Raw genomic sequence first — 17,858 nt, forward strand, 5'->3', positions numbered from 1 at the left:
ATGCCACAGCATTTTAGTCCATAAGATTAGCGGATCCTGCCTGACGGTTTTCACCCCCATTATCTACTGTTTATCCATACCCGTATTTTTGGATGGAGTAAGACGATGGCGATTGCAATTGGCCTCGATTTTGGAAGTGATTCAGTACGCGCTTTGGCGGTGGAATGTGCCACCGGCGAGGAGATTGCCACCAGCGTAGAGTGGTACCCACGTTGGCAGGAAGGGCAATATTGCGATGGCCCAAACAACCAGTTTCGCCATCACCCGCGTGACTACATTGAATCCATGGAAGCCGCACTGAAAACGGTCCTCGGCGAACTGAGCGCAGAACAGCGTGCGGCAGTGGTCGGGATTGGCGTTGACAGCACCGGTTCAACCCCTGCGCCTATTGATGCCAACGGCAACGTCCTCGCACTCAGAGAAGAGTTCGCCGAGAACCCGAACGCGATGTTCGTCCTGTGGAAAGACCACACGTCAGTCGAAGAAGCCGAAGAAATCACCCGCCTGTGTCATACGCCGGGCAAGGTCGATTATTCCCGCTATATCGGCGGCATTTATTCCAGTGAATGGTTCTGGGCAAAAATCCTGCACGTTACCCGCCAGGACAACGCAGTCGCGCAGGCTGCCGTGTCCTGGATTGAGCTGTGCGACTGGATCCCCGCCCTGCTCTCTGACACCACGCGCCCACAGGATATTCGTCGCGGACGCTGCAGCGCCGGTCACAAATCCCTGTGGCATGAAAGCTGGGGTGGCCTGCCGCCAGCCAGTTTCTTTGATGAACTCGACCCCCTCATCAACCAACATCTGCAATACCCGATGTTTACCGATACTTTCACCGCAGACCTGCCAGTGGGCACGCTCTGTGCGGAATGGGCACAGCGCCTGGGTCTGCCGGAAAGCGTGGTCATTTCCGGCGGTGCATTCGACTGCCATATGGGCGCTGTCGGCGCGGGCGCACAGCCAAATACGCTGGTGAAAGTCATTGGCACCTCGACCTGCGATATTCTGATTGCCGACAAAGCCAGCGTCGGCGAGCGCGCAGTGAAAGGCATATGCGGCCAGGTTGATGGCAGCGTGGTGCCGCACTTTATTGGCCTGGAAGCCGGTCAATCCGCCTTCGGCGATATCTATGCCTGGTTTAGCCGCGTGCTGAGCTGGCCGCTGGAGCAGCTTGCTGCGCAGCACCCGGAACTCAAAACGCAGATTAAAGCCAGCCAAAAACAGCTGCTGCCTGCGCTAACCGAAGCATGGGCAAAAAATCCGTCTCTGGACCATCTGCCAGTAGTACTCGACTGGTTCAACGGGCGTCGTACACCCAATGCCAACCAACGTCTGAAAGGGGTCATTACCGACCTTAACCTCGCGACCGACGCACCAGCGCTGTTTGGTGGATTGATTGCCGCAACGGCGTTTGGTGCACGCGCCATTATGGAATGCTTTACCGAACAAGGCATCGCAGTGAATAACGTGATGGCGCTCGGCGGCATCGCACGTAAAAACCCGGTCATCATGCAGGCCTGTTGTGACGTCCTTAATCGTCCGCTGCAGATTGTCGCCTCAGACCAGTGCTGCGCGCTTGGTGCGGCAATTTTTGCCGCCGTTGCCGCAAACGTGCATGCCGATATCCCCGCCGCCCAGCAAAAAATGGCGAGTGCCGTGGAAAACACACTGCACCCTCGCCCGGAGCAGGCTCAACGTTTTGAACAACTGTATCGCCGCTACCAGCAGTGGGCGGTAAGCGCCGAACAACAATACCTTCCGACTGCCGCACCGGCGCACAAAGCCCCGGTAGATCTGGCAACCCTGACACATTAAGGACACGACAATGACGATTTTTGATAACTATGAAGTGTGGTTTGTGATTGGTAGCCAGCACCTGTATGGCCCAGAAACCCTGCGTCAGGTAACCCAGCACGCCGAGCACGTTGTTAACGCACTGAATACTGAAGCTAAACTGCCCTGCAAACTGGTGTTAAAACCGCTGGGAACATCGCCTGACGAAATCACGTCTATTTGCCGCGATGCCAACTATGACGATCGTTGTGCGGGCCTGGTGGTCTGGCTGCATACCTTCTCACCGGCCAAAATGTGGATCAACGGCCTGACCATTCTCAACAAACCGCTGATGCAGTTCCATACCCAGTTCAACGCCGCCCTGCCGTGGGATAGCATTGATATGGACTTTATGAACCTGAACCAAACTGCACACGGCGGCCGTGAGTTTGGCTTCATCGGCGCGCGTATGCGCCAGCAGCATGCCGTGGTCACCGGTCACTGGCAGGATAAGCAAGCGCACGAGCGTATCGGTTCCTGGATGCGCCAAGCCGTGTCCAAACAGGATACCCGCCATCTGAAAGTATGCCGTTTTGGCGACAACATGCGTGAAGTTGCAGTCACTGACGGCGATAAAGTAGCTGCTCAGATCAAATTTGGTTTCTCGGTGAACACCTGGGCCGTGGGCGATCTGGTACAGGTAGTGAACGCGATTAGCGATGGTGAGATCAACGCGCTGATCGACGAATATGAAAGCACCTACACCATGACGGCAGCAACGCAAATCCACGGTGACAAGCGTCAGAACGTGCTGGAAGCCGCCCGTATTGAACTGGGCATGAAGCGTTTCCTCGAACAGGGTGGATTCAATGCCTTTACCACCACGTTTGAAGATTTGCACGGCCTGAAACAACTTCCGGGTCTGGCCGTACAGCGTCTGATGCAGCAGGGCTACGGCTTTGCAGGCGAAGGTGACTGGAAAACTGCCGCGCTGCTTCGCATCATGAAGGTGATGTCAACCGGTCTGCAAGGCGGCACTTCATTTATGGAGGATTACACCTACCACTTCGAGAAGGGCAACGATCTGGTGCTCGGCTCGCACATGCTGGAAGTGTGCCCGTCGATTGCCGTAGAAGAAAAACCGATCCTCGACGTGCAGCACCTGGGCATTGGCGGTAAAGACGACCCTGCTCGTCTGATCTTCAACACCAAAACCGGCCCGGCCGTGGTTGCCAGCCTGATCGATCTCGGCGATCGCTATCGTCTGCTGGTCAACTGCATTGATACAGTACAAACCCCGCACGACCTGCCGAAACTGCCGGTGGCGAACGCGCTGTGGAAAGCCCAGCCGGATCTGCCTACCGCGTCTGAAGCCTGGATCCTGGCCGGTGGCGCACACCACACCGTCTTCAGCCATGCGCTGGATCTGAATGACATGCGCCAGTTCGCTGAAATGCACGATATCGAGATCGCGGTGATCGACAACGATACCCGCCTGCCGGCCTTTAAGGACGCGCTGCGCTGGAACGAAGTGTACTACGGGTTCAAACGTTAATTATCGAAACGGATTGCCCGGTGGCATTTCATTTACCGGCCTACAAATCACCGTAGGCCGGATAAGCGTAACGCCATCCAGCATTCAGGAGTTAACATGCTAGAAGCTCTTAAACGTCAGGTCCTGGAAGCGAATCTGGCGCTGCCAAAGCACAACCTGGTGACCCTCACCTGGGGGAATGTCAGCGCCGTCGACCGTGAACATGGCGTATTCGTGATCAAACCTTCCGGTGTTGATTACAGCGTAATGACCGCGGACGATATGGTAGTGGTCAGTATTGCCACCGGTGAAGTGGTGGAGGGGCAGAAAAAACCGTCTTCCGATACGCCCACTCACCGTCTGCTGTATCAGGCTTTCCCGAGCATTGGTGGTATTGTCCACACCCATTCACGTCACGCGACGATCTGGGCACAGGCGGGTCAGTCGATTCCAGCCACAGGAACGACCCACGCAGACTATTTCTACGGCGCTATTCCCTGCACGCGAAAAATGACCGATGCAGAAATTAACGGTGAATACGAGTGGGAAACCGGGAATGTGATCGTTGAATCCTTTGAAAAACAAGGTATTGATGCGGCACAAATGCCAGGCGTACTGGTACATTCTCACGGCCCGTTTGCATGGGGTAAAAACGCCGAAGATGCCGTTCATAACGCGATTGTGCTGGAAGAGGTTGCCTATATGGGGATCTTCTGCCGCCAGCTCGCACCGCAGCTACCGGATATGCAGCAAACGCTGCTGGACAAGCATTATCTGCGTAAGCACGGTGCTAAAGCCTACTACGGACAATAATCTTCTTTTATAAGCGCGTAGATAAACTACGCGCTCCAGTATCATTATTCGCTGAAGTATTCAGCAAAGGAAGCTTGATATACGCAATCATTTGAGCAGAGATAGTCAATTACAGTATCACAATGCCCATTATCTTGATCGCCCTCCACACAATGGAAAAAGACATAATCTGAAATTGTAGTCTGCCACTTCTGACCATTCACCACGTAATTAATAACCGTATCACGATGACCGTTGCTTTTATCACTACCCTGCCAATGGAAAAAAGCATTGCCATCATCAATAACTTCAGCATTCCACAGTTGACCGCTCCATGTTTTATATAAAATAAATTTACTCACGGTCTTTACAGCAGGGTTAGCCAGCAATGTATTAACAAACATATAGTTACTGTACTTGACGCTAAGTTGCTGTTTAGAGAAAATATTCATAAAGACTCCATTCTCATATTAATTACATGAAATATAATAAACATTTGAAGTATCCCAGTTAGCGCTAGAAATAAAATTATATTAAAATAAAAATCAAATAACACAGAGAGATAACCCGACGAAATCGAACTGAAATCCGTTTTTATTCAACAATAGAATCCCAGTTAAATATATTATATTTAACCTACTAGCCCGAACACTTCGAATAAAATTCTTACACCAACCTGTAATAAACACAAATAGAAAAAACATAATTTTCCATTTCCGAGAAATTAGTTGCATAATTAAATAAGCACAATTCCTAAAAATCGACAAAAATCCGGAAATGGACTTGAATTCAACTCGCAATATATAAATCAGATAAGTAATAAAAAATTAAAAAGTAAGCCTACGAATAAAATAATTCATCCACCCAAATCTTCATCCTCGTATTCATGAATCAAATTCGTCATAAGCTGTATAAAAAAACAGTACAACCAGATAAAACAGGCTATAATCATGCCGGGTTTTTTGATGGGTACGCAGCGTGGCGCAGGCAGGTTTTATTTTAACCCGGCACTGGCGGGATACCCCACAGGGGACAGAGGTTTCATTCTGGCTGGCAACGGACGACGGGCCATTGCTGGTCACGCTTGCGCCGCAGGAGTCAGTTGCCTTCATCCCAACCAGCCAGGTTTCCCGCGTTACTTCACTATTACGCGCAGAAAACGGCTTTCGGCTGGCTCCGCTTAACCTGCAGGATTTTCATCGCCAGCCCGTTTCGGGGCTGTACTGCCGATCCCATCGCCAGTTGATGCGTCTTGAGAAGCTGCTACGCGAAAATAGCGTCACAGTCTATGAGGCCGACGTGCGTCCGCCGGAACGTTATCTGATGGAGCGCTTTATCACCTCCCCCGTTTGGGTGGATGGCGATCGGTATAATGACACGCTGATCAACGCGCGGCTGAAGCCAAACCCGGACTATCGCCCCCCCTTAAAATGGCTATCGCTGGATATCGAAACCACGCGGCACGGCGAGCTTTACTGCATTGGTCTCGAAGGCTGCGGACAGCGTATTGTCTATATGCTCGGCCCGGCCAACGGTGATGCCTCACAGCTTGATTTTGAACTTGAATATGTGGCGAGCCGTCCGCAGTTGCTGGAAAAGCTCAACGCGTGGATAGCCCACCACGATCCTGATGTCATCATCGGCTGGAACGTCGTGCAGTTCGATTTACGTGTCCTGCAAAATCATGCCGAGCGTTACCGAATTCCCCTGCGTTTTGGCCGTGACAACAGCGAACTGGAATGGCGCGAGCACGGTTTCAAAAACGGCGTTTTTTTCGCCCAGGCCAAAGGCCGCCTGATCATTGACGGCATTGAGGCCCTCAAATCCGCGTTCTGGAACTTTTCCTCGTTTTCGCTGGAAACGGTGTCGCAGGAGCTACTGGGCGAAGGGAAATCAATTGATAATCCCTGGGACCGCATGGACGAAATTGACCGCCGATTCGCTCAGGATAAGCCCGCGCTTGCCACTTATAATCTCAAAGACTGTGAACTGGTCACGCGCATCTTTCATAAAACCGAGATCATGCCGTTTCTGTTGGAGCGCTCAACGGTCAACGGCCTGCCGGTCGACAGGCACGGTGGCTCGGTTGCGGCATTTGGTCATCTCTATCTTCCGCGCATGCACCGTGCCGGTTACGTTGCGCCAAATCTCGGGGAAGTCCCCCCCCATGCCAGCCCCGGCGGCTATGTGATGGACTCGCGTCCTGGTTTGTACGACTCGGTGCTGGTTCTGGATTACAAAAGCCTGTACCCGTCTATCATCCGCACCTTTCTGATCGATCCGGTGGGACTTATCGAAGGTATGGCGCAGCCGGATCCTGAACACAGCACTGAAGGATTCCTTGGTGCCTGGTTTTCGCGCGAAAAACACTGCCTACCGGAAATAGTGACCCAGATCTGGCACGGGCGTGACGAAGCAAAACGCCAGGGAAATAAGCCGCTCTCGCAGGCGCTCAAAATCATTATGAACGCCTTTTACGGCGTGCTAGGCACCACGGCATGTCGATTTTTCGATCCCAGACTGGCCTCGTCGATCACCATGCGCGGGCATGCGATCATGCGCCAGACCAAAGCGCTGATTGAAGCGCAGGGTTATGACGTTATCTATGGCGATACCGACTCAACGTTTGTCTGGCTCAAAGGCGCACACGCGGAAGAGGATGCGGCAAGGATTGGTCGGGAGTTGGTCCATCATGTCAACACCTGGTGGGCGCAGTCGCTGCAACAACAAAACCTGACCAGCGCGCTTGAACTGGAGTTTGAAACCCATTTTCGCCGCTTTTTGATGCCGACCATTCGCGGAGCGGATACGGGCAGCAAGAAGCGCTACGCCGGACTCATTCAGGACGGGGACCAGCAGCACATGGTCTTCAAAGGACTGGAAACCGTACGCACTGACTGGACACCGCTGGCACAACGGTTCCAGCAGGAACTCTATTTGCGGGTCTTTCGCCAGGAGCCGTATCAGGATTTTGTCAGGGAAACCATCGACCGCCTGATGGCCGGTGAACTGGACGATCAGCTGGTTTACCGTAAGCGCCTGCGCCGCCCGTTAAGCGAATATCAGCGTAATGTCCCGCCCCACGTTCGCGCCGCGCGGCTTGCCGATGAACAGAACGTCAAGCGAGGCCGTCCGCCGCAGTATCAAAACCGTGGCACCATAAAATATGTCTGGACGATAAACGGCCCGGAACCTGTGGATTATCAGCTCTCTGCGCTGGATTATGAGCATTATCTTACGCGCCAGATACAGCCGGTTGCCGAGGGAATTCTTCCCTTTGTTGATGATAACTTTGCTACACTACTCACAGGGCAACTGGGGTTATTTTGACGCGTGACGAAACCGTCGCCATCCAGTACCATAGCGCCCTTTCCATTCCTGGACCCATTTAACACCACTACCACTGATTCACTAGCCTGGTAGCGGGGTCGTATGCTCTGAAAACTCGGGTTACCCGATACATGACGAGTATTGCCTGCAATTAAAGATATAGAGCCGAACACATATGCCTTTTACACTTGGTCAACGCTGGATCAGCGATACAGAAAGCGAATTGGGACTTGGTACCGTTGTCGCCATGGATGCGCGAACCGTCACCTTACTTTTCTCATCGACGGGTGAAAACCGTCTGTATGCGCGCAGTGACTGCCCTGTGACCCGCGTGATGTTCAATCCTGGTGATACGATCACTAGCCATGAAGGCTGGCAATTGCATGTCGATGAAGTAAAAGAAGAAAACGGACTGCTTGCCTATATCGGAACCCGCCTTGATACCGAAGAAACCGGCGTCGTGCTGCGCGAAGTCCTGCTCGACAGCAAGCTGGTGTTCAGCAAACCTCAGGATCGTCTGTTTGCTGGCCAAATCGACCGTATGGACCGCTTTGCGCTGCGCTATCGTGCGCGTAAATTTCAGAGCGAACAGTATCGTATGCCGTGGAGTGGTCTGCGCGGTCAACGTACCAGCCTGATCCCCCACCAGCTTAATATTGCCCATGATGTCGGTCGTCGCCATGCCCCTCGCGTTTTGCTGGCAGATGAAGTGGGCCTGGGAAAAACCATTGAAGCCGGGATGATCCTGCATCAGCAACTGCTGTCCGGTGCCGCCGAACGCGTGCTGATCATCGTCCCTGAGACGTTACAGCACCAATGGCTGGTCGAAATGCTGCGCCGTTTCAACCTGCGCTTTGCGCTGTTTGATGATGAGCGCTATGCCGAAGCGCAGCACGATGCCTACAACCCGTTTGAAACCGAGCAGCTTGTCATCTGCTCTCTGGATTTTGCGCGTCGTAGCAAGCAGCGTCTGGAGCATTTGTGTGAAGCAGAATGGGACCTGTTGGTGGTCGATGAAGCTCATCACCTGGTGTGGAGCGAAGATGCGCCAAGCCGCGAGTATATGGCGATCGAACAACTGGCCGAGCGCGTACCGGGCATCTTGCTGCTGACCGCAACGCCGGAACAGCTGGGTATGGAAAGTCACTTTGCGCGTTTACGCCTGCTGGACCCAAGCCGTTTCCACGATTTCGAGCAGTTTGTTGAAGAGCAAAAAAATTACCGTCCGGTAGCCGATGCCGTCGCCATGCTGCTGGCAGGCAACAAACTGAGCAACAATGAGCTGAACATGCTCGGCGATCTGATTGGCGAGCAGGACATCGAGCCGCTGCTGCAAGCTGCTAACAGCGATCGTGAAGATGCCCAGAGCGCGCGCCAGGAGCTGGTTTCCATGCTAATGGACCGCCATGGCACCAGCCGCGTACTGTTCCGTAACACCCGTAATGGGGTGAAAGGTTTCCCGAAACGCGAACTGCATACTATTAAGCTGCCGCTGCCGACCCAATACCAGACAGCAATCAAAGTCTCCGGCATTATGGGCGCACGTAAAAGCGCAGAAGAGCGCGCCCGCGACATGCTCTATCCGGAGCAGATTTATCAGGAGTTCGAAGGCGATACCGGCACCTGGTGGAACTTCGACCCACGCGTTGAATGGTTGATGGGCTACCTGACCAGTCATCGTTCGCAGAAAGTACTGGTTATCTGTGCGAAAGCGACCACCGCGTTGCAGCTGGAGCAGGTGCTGCGCGAGCGTGAAGGCATTCGCGCTGCCGTATTCCATGAGGGTATGTCGATCATCGAACGTGACCGTGCTGCCGCCTGGTTTAGCGAAGAGGACAGCGGTGCGCAGGTGATGCTGTGCTCGGAGATCGGTTCTGAAGGCCGTAACTTCCAGTTCGCCAGCAACCTGGTGATGTTTGACCTGCCGTTTAACCCGGATCTGCTGGAACAACGTATTGGACGTCTGGACCGTATTGGTCAGGCGCACGATATTCAGATCCACGTCCCGTACCTGGAAAAAACCGCCCAGTCCGTGCTGGTGCGCTGGTACCACGAAGGTCTGGATGCGTTTGAGCATACCTGTCCGACCGGGCGTACGATTTATGATACGGTCTATAACAACCTGATTGGTTATCTGGCGGAGCCGGAAAACAACGAAGGATTTGATGATCTGATCAAAGCCTGCCGTGAACAGCATGACGCACTGAAAGCGCAGCTGGAACAAGGGCGCGACCGTCTACTCGAGATTCACTCCAACGGCGGCGAAAAAGCGCTGGCGCTGGCTGAGAGCATTGAGGAGCAGGATGACGACACCAGTCTGATCGCCTTCGCCATGAACCTGTTTGATATCGTCGGTATTAATCAGGACGATCGCGGGGACAACTTAATTGTGCTGACGCCGTCCGATCATATGCTGGTCCCGGATTTTCCGGGGTTGCCTGAAGACGGCTGCACCATTACCTTTGAGCGAGATATTGCACTGTCGCGTGAAGACGCCCAGTTTATCACCTGGGAGCATCCGCTGATCCGTAACGGTCTGGATCTTATCCTGTCTGGTGATACCGGCAGCAGCACCATATCTCTGTTGAAAAACAAAGCATTGCCGGTTGGTACCCTGCTGGTTGAACTGGTGTACGTGGTCGAAGCGCAGGCACCGAAGCAACTGCAGCTCAACCGCTTCCTGCCACCGACGCCGGTGCGCATGTTGCTGGATAAAAACGGTAACAACCTCGCCGCTCAGGTGGAGTTTGAAACCTTTAACCGCCAGCTCAGTGCCGTTAATCGCCATACCGGTAGCAAGCTGGTCAACGCCGTGCAGCAAGATGTCCATGCGATTCTGCAGTTGGGTGAAGCGCAGGTTGAGCAATCTGCCCGCGCGCTGATCGACGCCGCACGTAAAGAAGCGGATGAGAAGCTGTCTGCAGAACTGTCGCGTCTGGAAGCGCTGCGCGCCGTTAACCCGAACATCCGTGATGACGAACTTGCCGCGATTGAAAGCAACCGTCAACAGGTGATGGAAAGCCTGGATCAGGCCGGCTGGCGTCTGGATGCCTTACGCCTGATCGTCGTGACGCATCAGTAACGGAGCCATACATGGGGATGGAAAACTACAATCCGCCGCAGGAACCCTGGCTGGTTATCCTGTATCAGGATGAACACATTATGGTGGTCAACAAGCCGAGCGGCTTGTTGTCCGTGCCGGGTCGCCTTGAAGAGCACAAAGACAGCGTGATGACGCGTATTCAACGCGACTATCCACTGGCAGAATCAGTGCATCGCCTGGACATGGCCACCAGCGGCGTGATTGTAGTGGCGCTGACCAAAGCGGCAGAGCGCGAGCTAAAGCGTCAATTTCGCGAGCGCGAACCGAAGAAGCAATATGTCGCACGCGTGTGGGGGCATCCCTCACCCGCCGAGGGACTGGTGGATTTACCGCTGATTTGCGACTGGCCGAACCGACCAAAACAGAAAGTCTGTTATGAGACGGGCAAAGCCGCGCAGACTGAGTATGAAGTCGTGGAATTCGCGGCGGATAATACCGCGCGGGTGGTGCTGAAACCCATTACCGGGCGTTCTCATCAGCTACGCGTGCATATGCTGGCGTTAGGGCATCCGATTCTGGGTGACCGCTTCTATGCCCCGCCGGAAGCCCTGGCGTTAGCGCCACGCCTGCTGCTGCATGCCGAGATGCTCACCATTACTCATCCCGAGTACGGCAATAGTATGACCTTTAAAGTCCCGGCAGATTTTTAAATTTTGTGCTGATCTGTGCCGGGGGCGCTACGCTTGCCCGGCCTACATTCTTCAACGTAGGCCGGATAAGGCGCTAGCCGCCATCCGGCAACTTATTCTGCCGCTTACTTGAAGCCTTTCTGTTCTTTAATTAACTCATAGGCCTTTTGAATTTCCTGCGCTTTCTGCTTGGCCATTTCCATCATCTCCGGCGGTAGTCCTTTCGCGACCAGCTTGTCGGGATGGTGCTCGCTCATCAGTTTACGATAAGCGCGCTTAATAGTAGTGGCATCGTCGGTCGCTTTAACACCCAGCACATTACACGCATCTTCCAGCGTCGGACCACGCTGTGCCTGCTGCCAGCCACCGCCAGACTGTTGCTGATATCCACCACCAAACTGCGCACCACCCTGCATCATGCGCAGATACTGATCAAATTGCGCGCGCGAGATCCCCAGCTCTTCAGCAATCACATACAGCACTTCACGTTCGTTAGGATGCAGCGACCCGTCCGCAAACGCCGCCTGGATCTGGATCTCCAGAAACATACGGATCAGGTCGAAGCGGCCAAAACAGACGCTGCGAAACTGGCGCATTTTTTCACGTAATGGGTAATTGTCTGATTTTCCCACCCGGAAGGCATGCTGCGCAGCGGTTCGTGAGTCACCGTGTAAATTCATCCGGTCCATCAGCTGGCTGGCGATATGAATATCGGCTTCCGTGACACGTCCTTTTGATTTGGTCAGGTGTCCCATCACCTCAAAGGTGGTGGCAAAAAACAGTGCCTGACGTTCACGTTGATTGGCAAACCACGCCATTTTGCGCATGCGGGCTTTGTCGAACATATGACCCACAAGCAGACCTAAAACCACGCCCCAGAAGCCGCCGCCCATCATTAAGGCCACGGCGACACCAATAATCTTTCCCCAATACTGCATAGACTCCCCAAATCTTTACGCTGCCAGCCGGGCTATGTACCACAATATAAGGTGCTTTTACCGTTTTACGGCAGCGGTCAATTGTGGGACATCGCCTATAATTTGCATTATCATACCTGTCATTCAATGCCGTGCCTAACACCACGGATGCCTAAATGGGCAGGATTAACACTAGCGCAGTGAAGATGAGATAAGTTAGGCTGTGACCGTTTGTCACGCGCGACGCTACTGATGATGGAACAATAAATACAACGTATGAAAAAACGTATTCCCACTCTTCTGGCCACCATGATTGCCAGTGCCCTTTATAGTCAACAGGGTCTGGCAGCCGATCTCGCCTCACAGTGCATGTTGGGCGTGCCAAGCTATAACCGTCCTCTGGTGCAGGGCGAGACCAATGAATTACCTGTTACCATCAATGCCGATCACGCGAAAGGGAATTACCCGGATGACGCCGTGTTTACTGGCAACGTGGATATCGCACAGGGTAACAGCCGCCTGCAGGCTGACGAAGTGCAGTTGCACCAGAAGCAGGCCGAGGGTCTGCCGGAGCCGGTCCGTACCGTCGATGCGCTGGGTAACGTCCACTATGATGACAATCAGGTCATTCTGAAGGGGCCGAAGGGTTGGTCAAATCTGAATACCAAAGATACCAACATCTGGGAAGGTGACTATCAGATGGTCGGTCGTCAGGGACGCGGTAAAGCCGACCTGATGAAACAGCGGGGTGAAAACCGCTACACCATTCTGGAAAACGGGAGCTTCACTTCCTGTCTACCGGGTTCCAATACCTGGAGCGTTGTCGGTAGCGAAGTGATCCACGATCGCGAAGAACAGGTCGCGGAAATCTGGAACGCCCGCTTTAAACTGGGTCCGGTTCCGGTCTTTTACAGCCCGTATATGCAGCTGCCCGTCGGCGACAAACGCCGCTCCGGTTTCTTGATCCCGAACGCAAAATACACTAGCAATAACTATTTTGAGTTCTACCTACCGTATTACTGGAACATCGCGCCCAATATGGACGCCACCATCACCCCGCATTACATGCACCGTCGTGGCGGCGTGATGTGGGAGAACGAATTCCGCTACCTCAGCCAGGCGGGTGCCGGTTTGATGGAATTCGACTATTTGAACTCCGATAAAGTCTACGAGGATGAAAACTCGAAGGATGACAACTCACGCCGCTGGTTGTTCTACTGGCGACACGCTGGCGTGATGGACCAGGTGTGGCGCTTCAATGTCGACTACACCAAGGTCAGCGACTCTAGTTATTTCAATGACTTTGATAACAAGTACGGTTCCAGTACCGACGGCTACGCCACGCAGAAATTCAGCGTCGGCTACGCGGTACAGAACTTTGATGCGACAGTTTCCACCAAACAGTTCCAGGTCTTTGGCGATCAGAACAAGAGTAGCTATTCCGCCGAGCCACAGCTAGACGTTAACTTCTATCAGAACGATGTTGGTCCGTTTGATACCCGCGTTTATGCGCAGGCAGTGCATTTCGTCAACACGACCGACAACATGCCGGAAGCAACGCGTTTACACCTCGAACCGACCATCAATCTGCCGTTGTCCAATCAGTGGGGGAGTATCAACACTGAAGCCAAAATGCTGGCTACGCACTATCAGCAGAGTAATCTTGACGATTACCCTCAGTATGACGAGACCGTAAACCGTGTGATGCCGCAGTTTAAAGTCGACGGTAAGATGATCTTTGAACGCGATATGGCAATGCTGGCACCGGGTTATACCCAGACGCTGGAGCCGCGCGCGCAGTATTTATATGTGCCATACCGCGATCAAAGCAACATTAATAACTACGACTCTTCCCTGCTGCAAGCTGACTACAGCGGCCTGTTCCGTGACCGCACCTATGGCGGTTTGGACCGTATTGCCTCGGCCAACCAGGTAACGACCGGGGTCACATCTCGCGTATATGATGACGCCGCCGTTGAACGTTTTAACATTTCTGTGGGTCAAATCTACTATTTCACCGAGTCTCGCACCGGTGATGACAACATAGAATGGGAGAATGATGACAAAACCGGTTCACTGGTGTGGGCAGGCGATACCTACTGGCGTATCTCCGAACGCTGGGGTTTACGCAGCGGGATCCAGTACGATACCCGTCTGGACAGCATCGCGACCAGCAACAGCAGTATCGAATACCGTCGTGACGAAAACAGTTTGCTGCAGTTGAACTACCGTTACGCCAGCCCGGAATACATCCAGGCCACACTGCCGAATAACAGTGCTGATAAAAATAAATGGAATCAGGCACAGTATGAAAACGGGATTTCTCAAGTGGGCGCCGTGGCCAGCTTGCCGATTGCTGACCGCTGGTCAATTGTCGGGGCTTATTACTTCGATACGAACGTCAATAAACCTGCTGACCAGATGCTGGGCGTGCAGTACAACTCCTGCTGTTATGCCATTCGCTTTGGCTACGAGCGTAAGCTGAACGGTTGGGATGATACGCAAAAACACGCGATTTATGACAACACGATCGGCTTTAACATCGAACTCCGCGGTCTGAGCTCTAACTATGGTCTCGGCACCAACCAAATGTTGCGTTCGAACATTTTGCCGTATCAAAGCGCTTTATGATCTGATTGATTTAAAACGTAATCCGCATTGCGGTTAATTAATAATGGAAAAAGTATGAAGAACTGGAAAACGCTGCTTCTCGGTATCGCCATGGTCGCGAATACCAGTTTCGCTGCCCCACAGGTAGTCGATAAAGTCGCAGCCGTCGTCAATAACGGTGTCGTTCTGGAAAGCGACGTTGATGGCTTAATGCAGTCAGTAAAACTTAATGCGGGTCAGGCGGGTCAGCAATTACCCGACGACGCAACGCTGCGCCATCAGATCCTCGAACGTTTGATCATGGATCAAATCGTTCTGCAGATGGGTCAGAAGATGGGGGTGAAAATCACTGATGAGCAGTTGGATCAGGCCATCGCCAACATCGCTAAGCAGAACAATATGACGCTGGACCAGATGCGCAGTCGTCTGGCCCACGATGGTCTGAGTTATTCGACTTATCGTAACCAGATCCGTAAAGAGATGACCATCTCTGAAGTGCGTAACAATGAAGTTCGCCGTCGCGTCACCATTCTGCCGCAGGAAGTGGATGCTCTGGCTCAGCAGGTTGGCAACCAAAATGATGCCAGCACTGAGCTGAACCTGAGCCACATTCTGATTCCGTTACCGGAAAACCCATCCTCCGACCAGGTTAATGAAGCAGAAAGCCAGGCGCGTGCTGTCGTCGAAGAAGCACGTAACGGTAGCGATTTCGGTAAACTGGCGATTACCTATTCCGCAGACCAGCAGGCGCTGAAAGGCGGCCAGATGGGATGGGGACGTATTCAGGAACTGCCGGGCATCTTTGCGCAGGCACTAAGCACTGCGAAAAAAGGCGATATCATCGGCCCGATTCGTTCAGGTGTCGGCTTCCACATTCTGAAAGTCAACGATATGCGTGGCCAGAGCCAGAGCATCTCCGTAACGGAAGTTCATGCCCGCCATATCCTGCTGAAACCGTCTCCGATCATGACCGATCAGCAGGCGCGTCTGAAACTGGAGCAAATCGCGGCTGATATTAAGAGCGGTAAAACGACCTTTGCCGCCGCGGCTAAAGAGTTCTCTCAGGATCCTGGTTCTGCAAACCAGGGCGGCGATCTGGGTTGGGCGGCAGCGGATATTTTCGATCCAGCCTTCCGCGATGCGCTGACCCGACTGAACAAAGGTCAGATGAGCGCTCCGGTGCACTCTTCTTTTGGCTGGCACCTGATCGAACTGCTGGACACGCGTAACGTTGATAAAACTGACGCCGCGCAGAAAGACAGAGCCTACCGCATGCTGATGAACCGTAAGTTCTCAGAAGAAGCGGCGACCTGGATGCAAGAACAGCGTGCCAGCGCGTACGTTAAAATTCTGAGCAACTAATGGTCCGTACTCGACGCGTTGTCATCACTCCCGGCGAACCCGCCGGGATTGGTCCGGACCTGGTGGTCCAGCTTGCGCAGCGTGAGTGGCCGGTTGAACTCGTCGTCTGCGCCGATGCCGCATTACTTTCGAACCGAGCAGCTATGCTCGGTTTACCGCTTTCGCTCCTCCCCTACTCTCCTGATATCCCAGCCAAACCACAAGCAGCGGGCACATTGATGCTGTTACCGATTGCGCTGCGGGCACCTGTCATTGCGGGGCAACTGGCGGTAGAGAATGGACCGTATGTGGTTGATACGCTGGCTCGCGCATGCGACGGTTGCTTACACGGTGAATTCGCCGCGCTGATTACTGGCCCGGTTCACAAGGGCGTGATCAACGATGCCGGCGTGCCGTTTACCGGACACACTGAGTACTTTGAAGAACGCTCGCAGGCGAAAAAAGTCGTGATGATGCTGGCGACCGAGGAGTTGCGCGTTGCCCTGGCAACCACGCACCTGCCGCTCAGAGACGTTGCCGATGCCATTACGCCCGCGCTACTGCGGGAAGTGATCGGCATTCTGCACCATGATTTACGTACCAAGTTTGGCCTGAACGATCCGCAGATTCTGGTCTGCGGCCTGAACCCACATGCGGGGGAAGGCGGTCATATGGGGACGGAAGAGATCGATACGCTCATTCCAGTACTGGATGAAATGCGTGCTCAGGGAATGAAATTACGCGGTCCACTGCCCGCAGATACCCTGTTTCAACCTAAATATCTCGATAGCGCGGATGCCGTGCTGGCAATGTACCACGATCAGGGTCTCCCCGTGCTAAAATACCAGGGATTTGGTCGCGGTGTGAATATCACACTGGGCCTGCCCTTTATTCGCACATCCGTTGATCACGGCACCGCACTCGAACTTGCGGGTCGTGGGCAAGCAGATGTCGGCAGTTTTATTACGGCGCTTAACCTCGCCATCAAAATGATTGTTAATACTAATGAATAATCGAGTCCATCAGGGCCATTTAGCCCGTAAACGTTTCGGGCAAAACTTCCTCAACGATCAGTTTGTGATCGAAAGTATTGTCTCTGCGATCAACCCGCAAAAGGGTCAGGCCATGGTCGAAATCGGCCCGGGCCTTGCGGCATTAACCGAGCCGGTAGGTGAACGTCTGGACAAGCTCACGGTCATTGAACTGGACCGCGATCTGGCCGCACGCCTGCAAACGCACCCGTTTTTAGGGCCGAAGCTGACTATCTATCAGCAAGATGCCATGACCATGGACTTTGGCGAGTTGTCGCAAACCCTGGGTCAGCCGCTGCGCGTATTTGGTAACCTGCCATACAACATCTCCACACCGCTGATGTTCCATCTTTTTACCTATACTGATGCCATTGCCGACATGCATTTCATGTTGCAAAAAGAAGTGGTCAACCGTCTGGTTGCAGGGCCAAACAGTAAAGCGTATGGTCGACTAACCGTTATGGCACAATATTACTGCCAGGTGATCCCGGTACTTGAAGTACCGCCATCCGCGTTCACGCCTGCGCCTAAAGTTGATTCCGCCGTTGTACGCCTGGTCCCTCACGCGACGATGCCGTACCCGGTCAAAGACGTTCGCGTCCTGAGCCGCATTACGACCGAAGCGTTTAACCAGCGCCGTAAAACGGTACGTAACAGCCTCGGTAATCTGTTCAGCGTTGAAGTGCTGACGGAACTGGGTGTTGATCCGGCGCTGCGAGCGGAAAATATCTCTGTCGCCCAATACTGCCGGATGGCTAACTATCTGTCAGAAAAAGCGTCATCGAAGGAGAGTTAAGC

12 protein-coding genes are annotated in these 17,858 nt (G+C 53.4%); 10 read left to right on the plus strand and 2 right to left on the minus strand.

The genetic code is table 11. From position 1 onward, the window contains the following. Positions 1-105 precede the first annotated feature (105 nt). From araB to araD, 3 genes are all read left to right on the plus strand, one after another. On the plus strand, positions 106-1,815 hold the full coding sequence (gene araB / locus AC3ITF_RS18720) for a ribulokinase (RefSeq protein ID WP_115259475.1): 1,710 nt from the start codon (positions 106-108) through the stop codon (positions 1,813-1,815). Positions 1,816-1,825: 10 nt separating this feature from the next. Beyond that, the gene (gene araA / locus AC3ITF_RS18725) at positions 1,826-3,328 is read left to right on the plus strand and encodes an L-arabinose isomerase (RefSeq protein ID WP_115259476.1); all 1,503 of its coding nucleotides are present in this window, start codon (positions 1,826-1,828) and stop codon (positions 3,326-3,328) included. Between the two features lie 96 nt (positions 3,329-3,424). Beyond that, positions 3,425-4,120 carry an L-ribulose-5-phosphate 4-epimerase gene (gene araD / locus AC3ITF_RS18730; protein ID WP_489175918.1) on the plus strand — a complete coding sequence of 232 codons (696 nt, stop codon included), beginning with the start codon at positions 3,425-3,427 and terminating at the stop codon, positions 4,118-4,120. A gap of 44 nt (positions 4,121-4,164) precedes the next feature. Here araD and AC3ITF_RS18735 read toward each other — a convergent pair whose 3' ends face one another. Continuing rightward, positions 4,165-4,551, minus strand: coding sequence for a DUF4751 family protein (locus AC3ITF_RS18735; protein ID WP_489175919.1), 387 nt, complete (start codon positions 4,549-4,551; stop codon positions 4,165-4,167). Positions 4,552-5,077: 526 nt separating this feature from the next. Between AC3ITF_RS18735 and polB the strand changes: the two genes are divergently transcribed. The 3 genes from polB to rluA all read left to right on the plus strand — a co-directional run bounded on the left by polB (position 5,078) and on the right by rluA (position 11,182). Further along, positions 5,078-7,429 carry a DNA polymerase II gene (polB, locus tag AC3ITF_RS18740; RefSeq protein WP_489175920.1) on the plus strand — a complete coding sequence of 784 codons (2,352 nt, stop codon included), beginning with the start codon at positions 5,078-5,080 and terminating at the stop codon, positions 7,427-7,429. A 175-nt stretch (positions 7,430-7,604) separates the two neighbouring features. After that, entirely contained in the window at positions 7,605-10,511 is a 2,907-nt protein-coding gene (rapA, locus tag AC3ITF_RS18745) for an RNA polymerase-associated protein RapA (protein WP_115259479.1), read from the plus strand. An 11-nt stretch (positions 10,512-10,522) separates the two neighbouring features. Then, complete coding sequence (gene rluA / locus AC3ITF_RS18750; RefSeq protein WP_115259480.1) at positions 10,523-11,182, plus strand: bifunctional tRNA pseudouridine(32) synthase/23S rRNA pseudouridine(746) synthase RluA; 660 nt, start codon at positions 10,523-10,525, stop codon at positions 11,180-11,182. A 104-nt stretch (positions 11,183-11,286) separates the two neighbouring features. On the opposite strand, the gene djlA is transcribed toward rluA, so the two are convergent. Further along, positions 11,287-12,099, minus strand: a complete 813-nt coding sequence (gene djlA / locus AC3ITF_RS18755) for a co-chaperone DjlA (protein ID WP_096758333.1) — start codon at positions 12,097-12,099, stop codon at positions 11,287-11,289. A gap of 255 nt (positions 12,100-12,354) precedes the next feature. Here djlA and lptD point away from each other — a divergent pair, with 255 nt between their 5' ends. Genes lptD through rsmA form a run of 4 tightly spaced genes read left to right on the plus strand, consistent with a single transcriptional unit; the run spans position 12,355 to position 17,856 of the window. Then, a complete protein-coding gene (lptD, locus tag AC3ITF_RS18760; RefSeq protein ID WP_489175921.1) occupies positions 12,355-14,709 on the plus strand; it encodes an LPS assembly protein LptD in 2,355 nt (784 codons plus the stop codon). Between the two features lie 54 nt (positions 14,710-14,763). Then, positions 14,764-16,050 carry a peptidylprolyl isomerase SurA gene (gene surA / locus AC3ITF_RS18765; RefSeq protein WP_096758335.1) on the plus strand — a complete coding sequence of 429 codons (1,287 nt, stop codon included), beginning with the start codon at positions 14,764-14,766 and terminating at the stop codon, positions 16,048-16,050. Next, a complete protein-coding gene (pdxA, locus tag AC3ITF_RS18770) occupies positions 16,050-17,042 on the plus strand; it encodes a 4-hydroxythreonine-4-phosphate dehydrogenase PdxA (RefSeq protein ID WP_489175922.1) in 993 nt (330 codons plus the stop codon). The genes surA and pdxA overlap by 1 nt, the downstream gene beginning before the upstream one ends. Then, the gene (gene rsmA / locus AC3ITF_RS18775; RefSeq protein ID WP_096758337.1) at positions 17,035-17,856 is read left to right on the plus strand and encodes a 16S rRNA (adenine(1518)-N(6)/adenine(1519)-N(6))-dimethyltransferase RsmA; all 822 of its coding nucleotides are present in this window, start codon (positions 17,035-17,037) and stop codon (positions 17,854-17,856) included. Before pdxA ends, rsmA begins: the two co-directional genes overlap by 8 nt. The last annotated feature ends 2 nt before the right edge of the window (positions 17,857-17,858 follow it).

It is taken from the genome of Citrobacter sp. KH_055_1 (assembly GCF_057838705.1).

Bases quoted from the DNA above. Each gene is read 5' to 3' on its own strand.
- surA (WP_096758335.1), top strand. From the start codon at position 14,764: ATGAAGAACTGGAAAACGCTGCTTCTCGGTATCGCCATGGTCGCGAAT.
- araA (WP_115259476.1), top strand. From the start codon at position 1,826: ATGACGATTTTTGATAACTATGAAGTGTGGTTTGTGATTGGTAGCCAG.
- lptD (WP_489175921.1), top strand. From the start codon at position 12,355: ATGAAAAAACGTATTCCCACTCTTCTGGCCACCATGATTGCCAGTGCC.
- araD (WP_489175918.1), top strand. From the start codon at position 3,425: ATGCTAGAAGCTCTTAAACGTCAGGTCCTGGAAGCGAATCTGGCGCTG.
- rsmA (WP_096758337.1), top strand. From the start codon at position 17,035: ATGAATAATCGAGTCCATCAGGGCCATTTAGCCCGTAAACGTTTCGGG.
- rluA (WP_115259480.1), top strand. From the start codon at position 10,523: ATGGGGATGGAAAACTACAATCCGCCGCAGGAACCCTGGCTGGTTATC.
- araB (WP_115259475.1), top strand. From the start codon at position 106: ATGGCGATTGCAATTGGCCTCGATTTTGGAAGTGATTCAGTACGCGCT.
- AC3ITF_RS18735 (WP_489175919.1), bottom strand. From the start codon at position 4,551: ATGAATATTTTCTCTAAACAGCAACTTAGCGTCAAGTACAGTAACTAT.
- djlA (WP_096758333.1), bottom strand. From the start codon at position 12,099: ATGCAGTATTGGGGAAAGATTATTGGTGTCGCCGTGGCCTTAATGATG.
- pdxA (WP_489175922.1), top strand. From the start codon at position 16,050: ATGGTCCGTACTCGACGCGTTGTCATCACTCCCGGCGAACCCGCCGGG.
- rapA (WP_115259479.1), top strand. From the start codon at position 7,605: ATGCCTTTTACACTTGGTCAACGCTGGATCAGCGATACAGAAAGCGAA.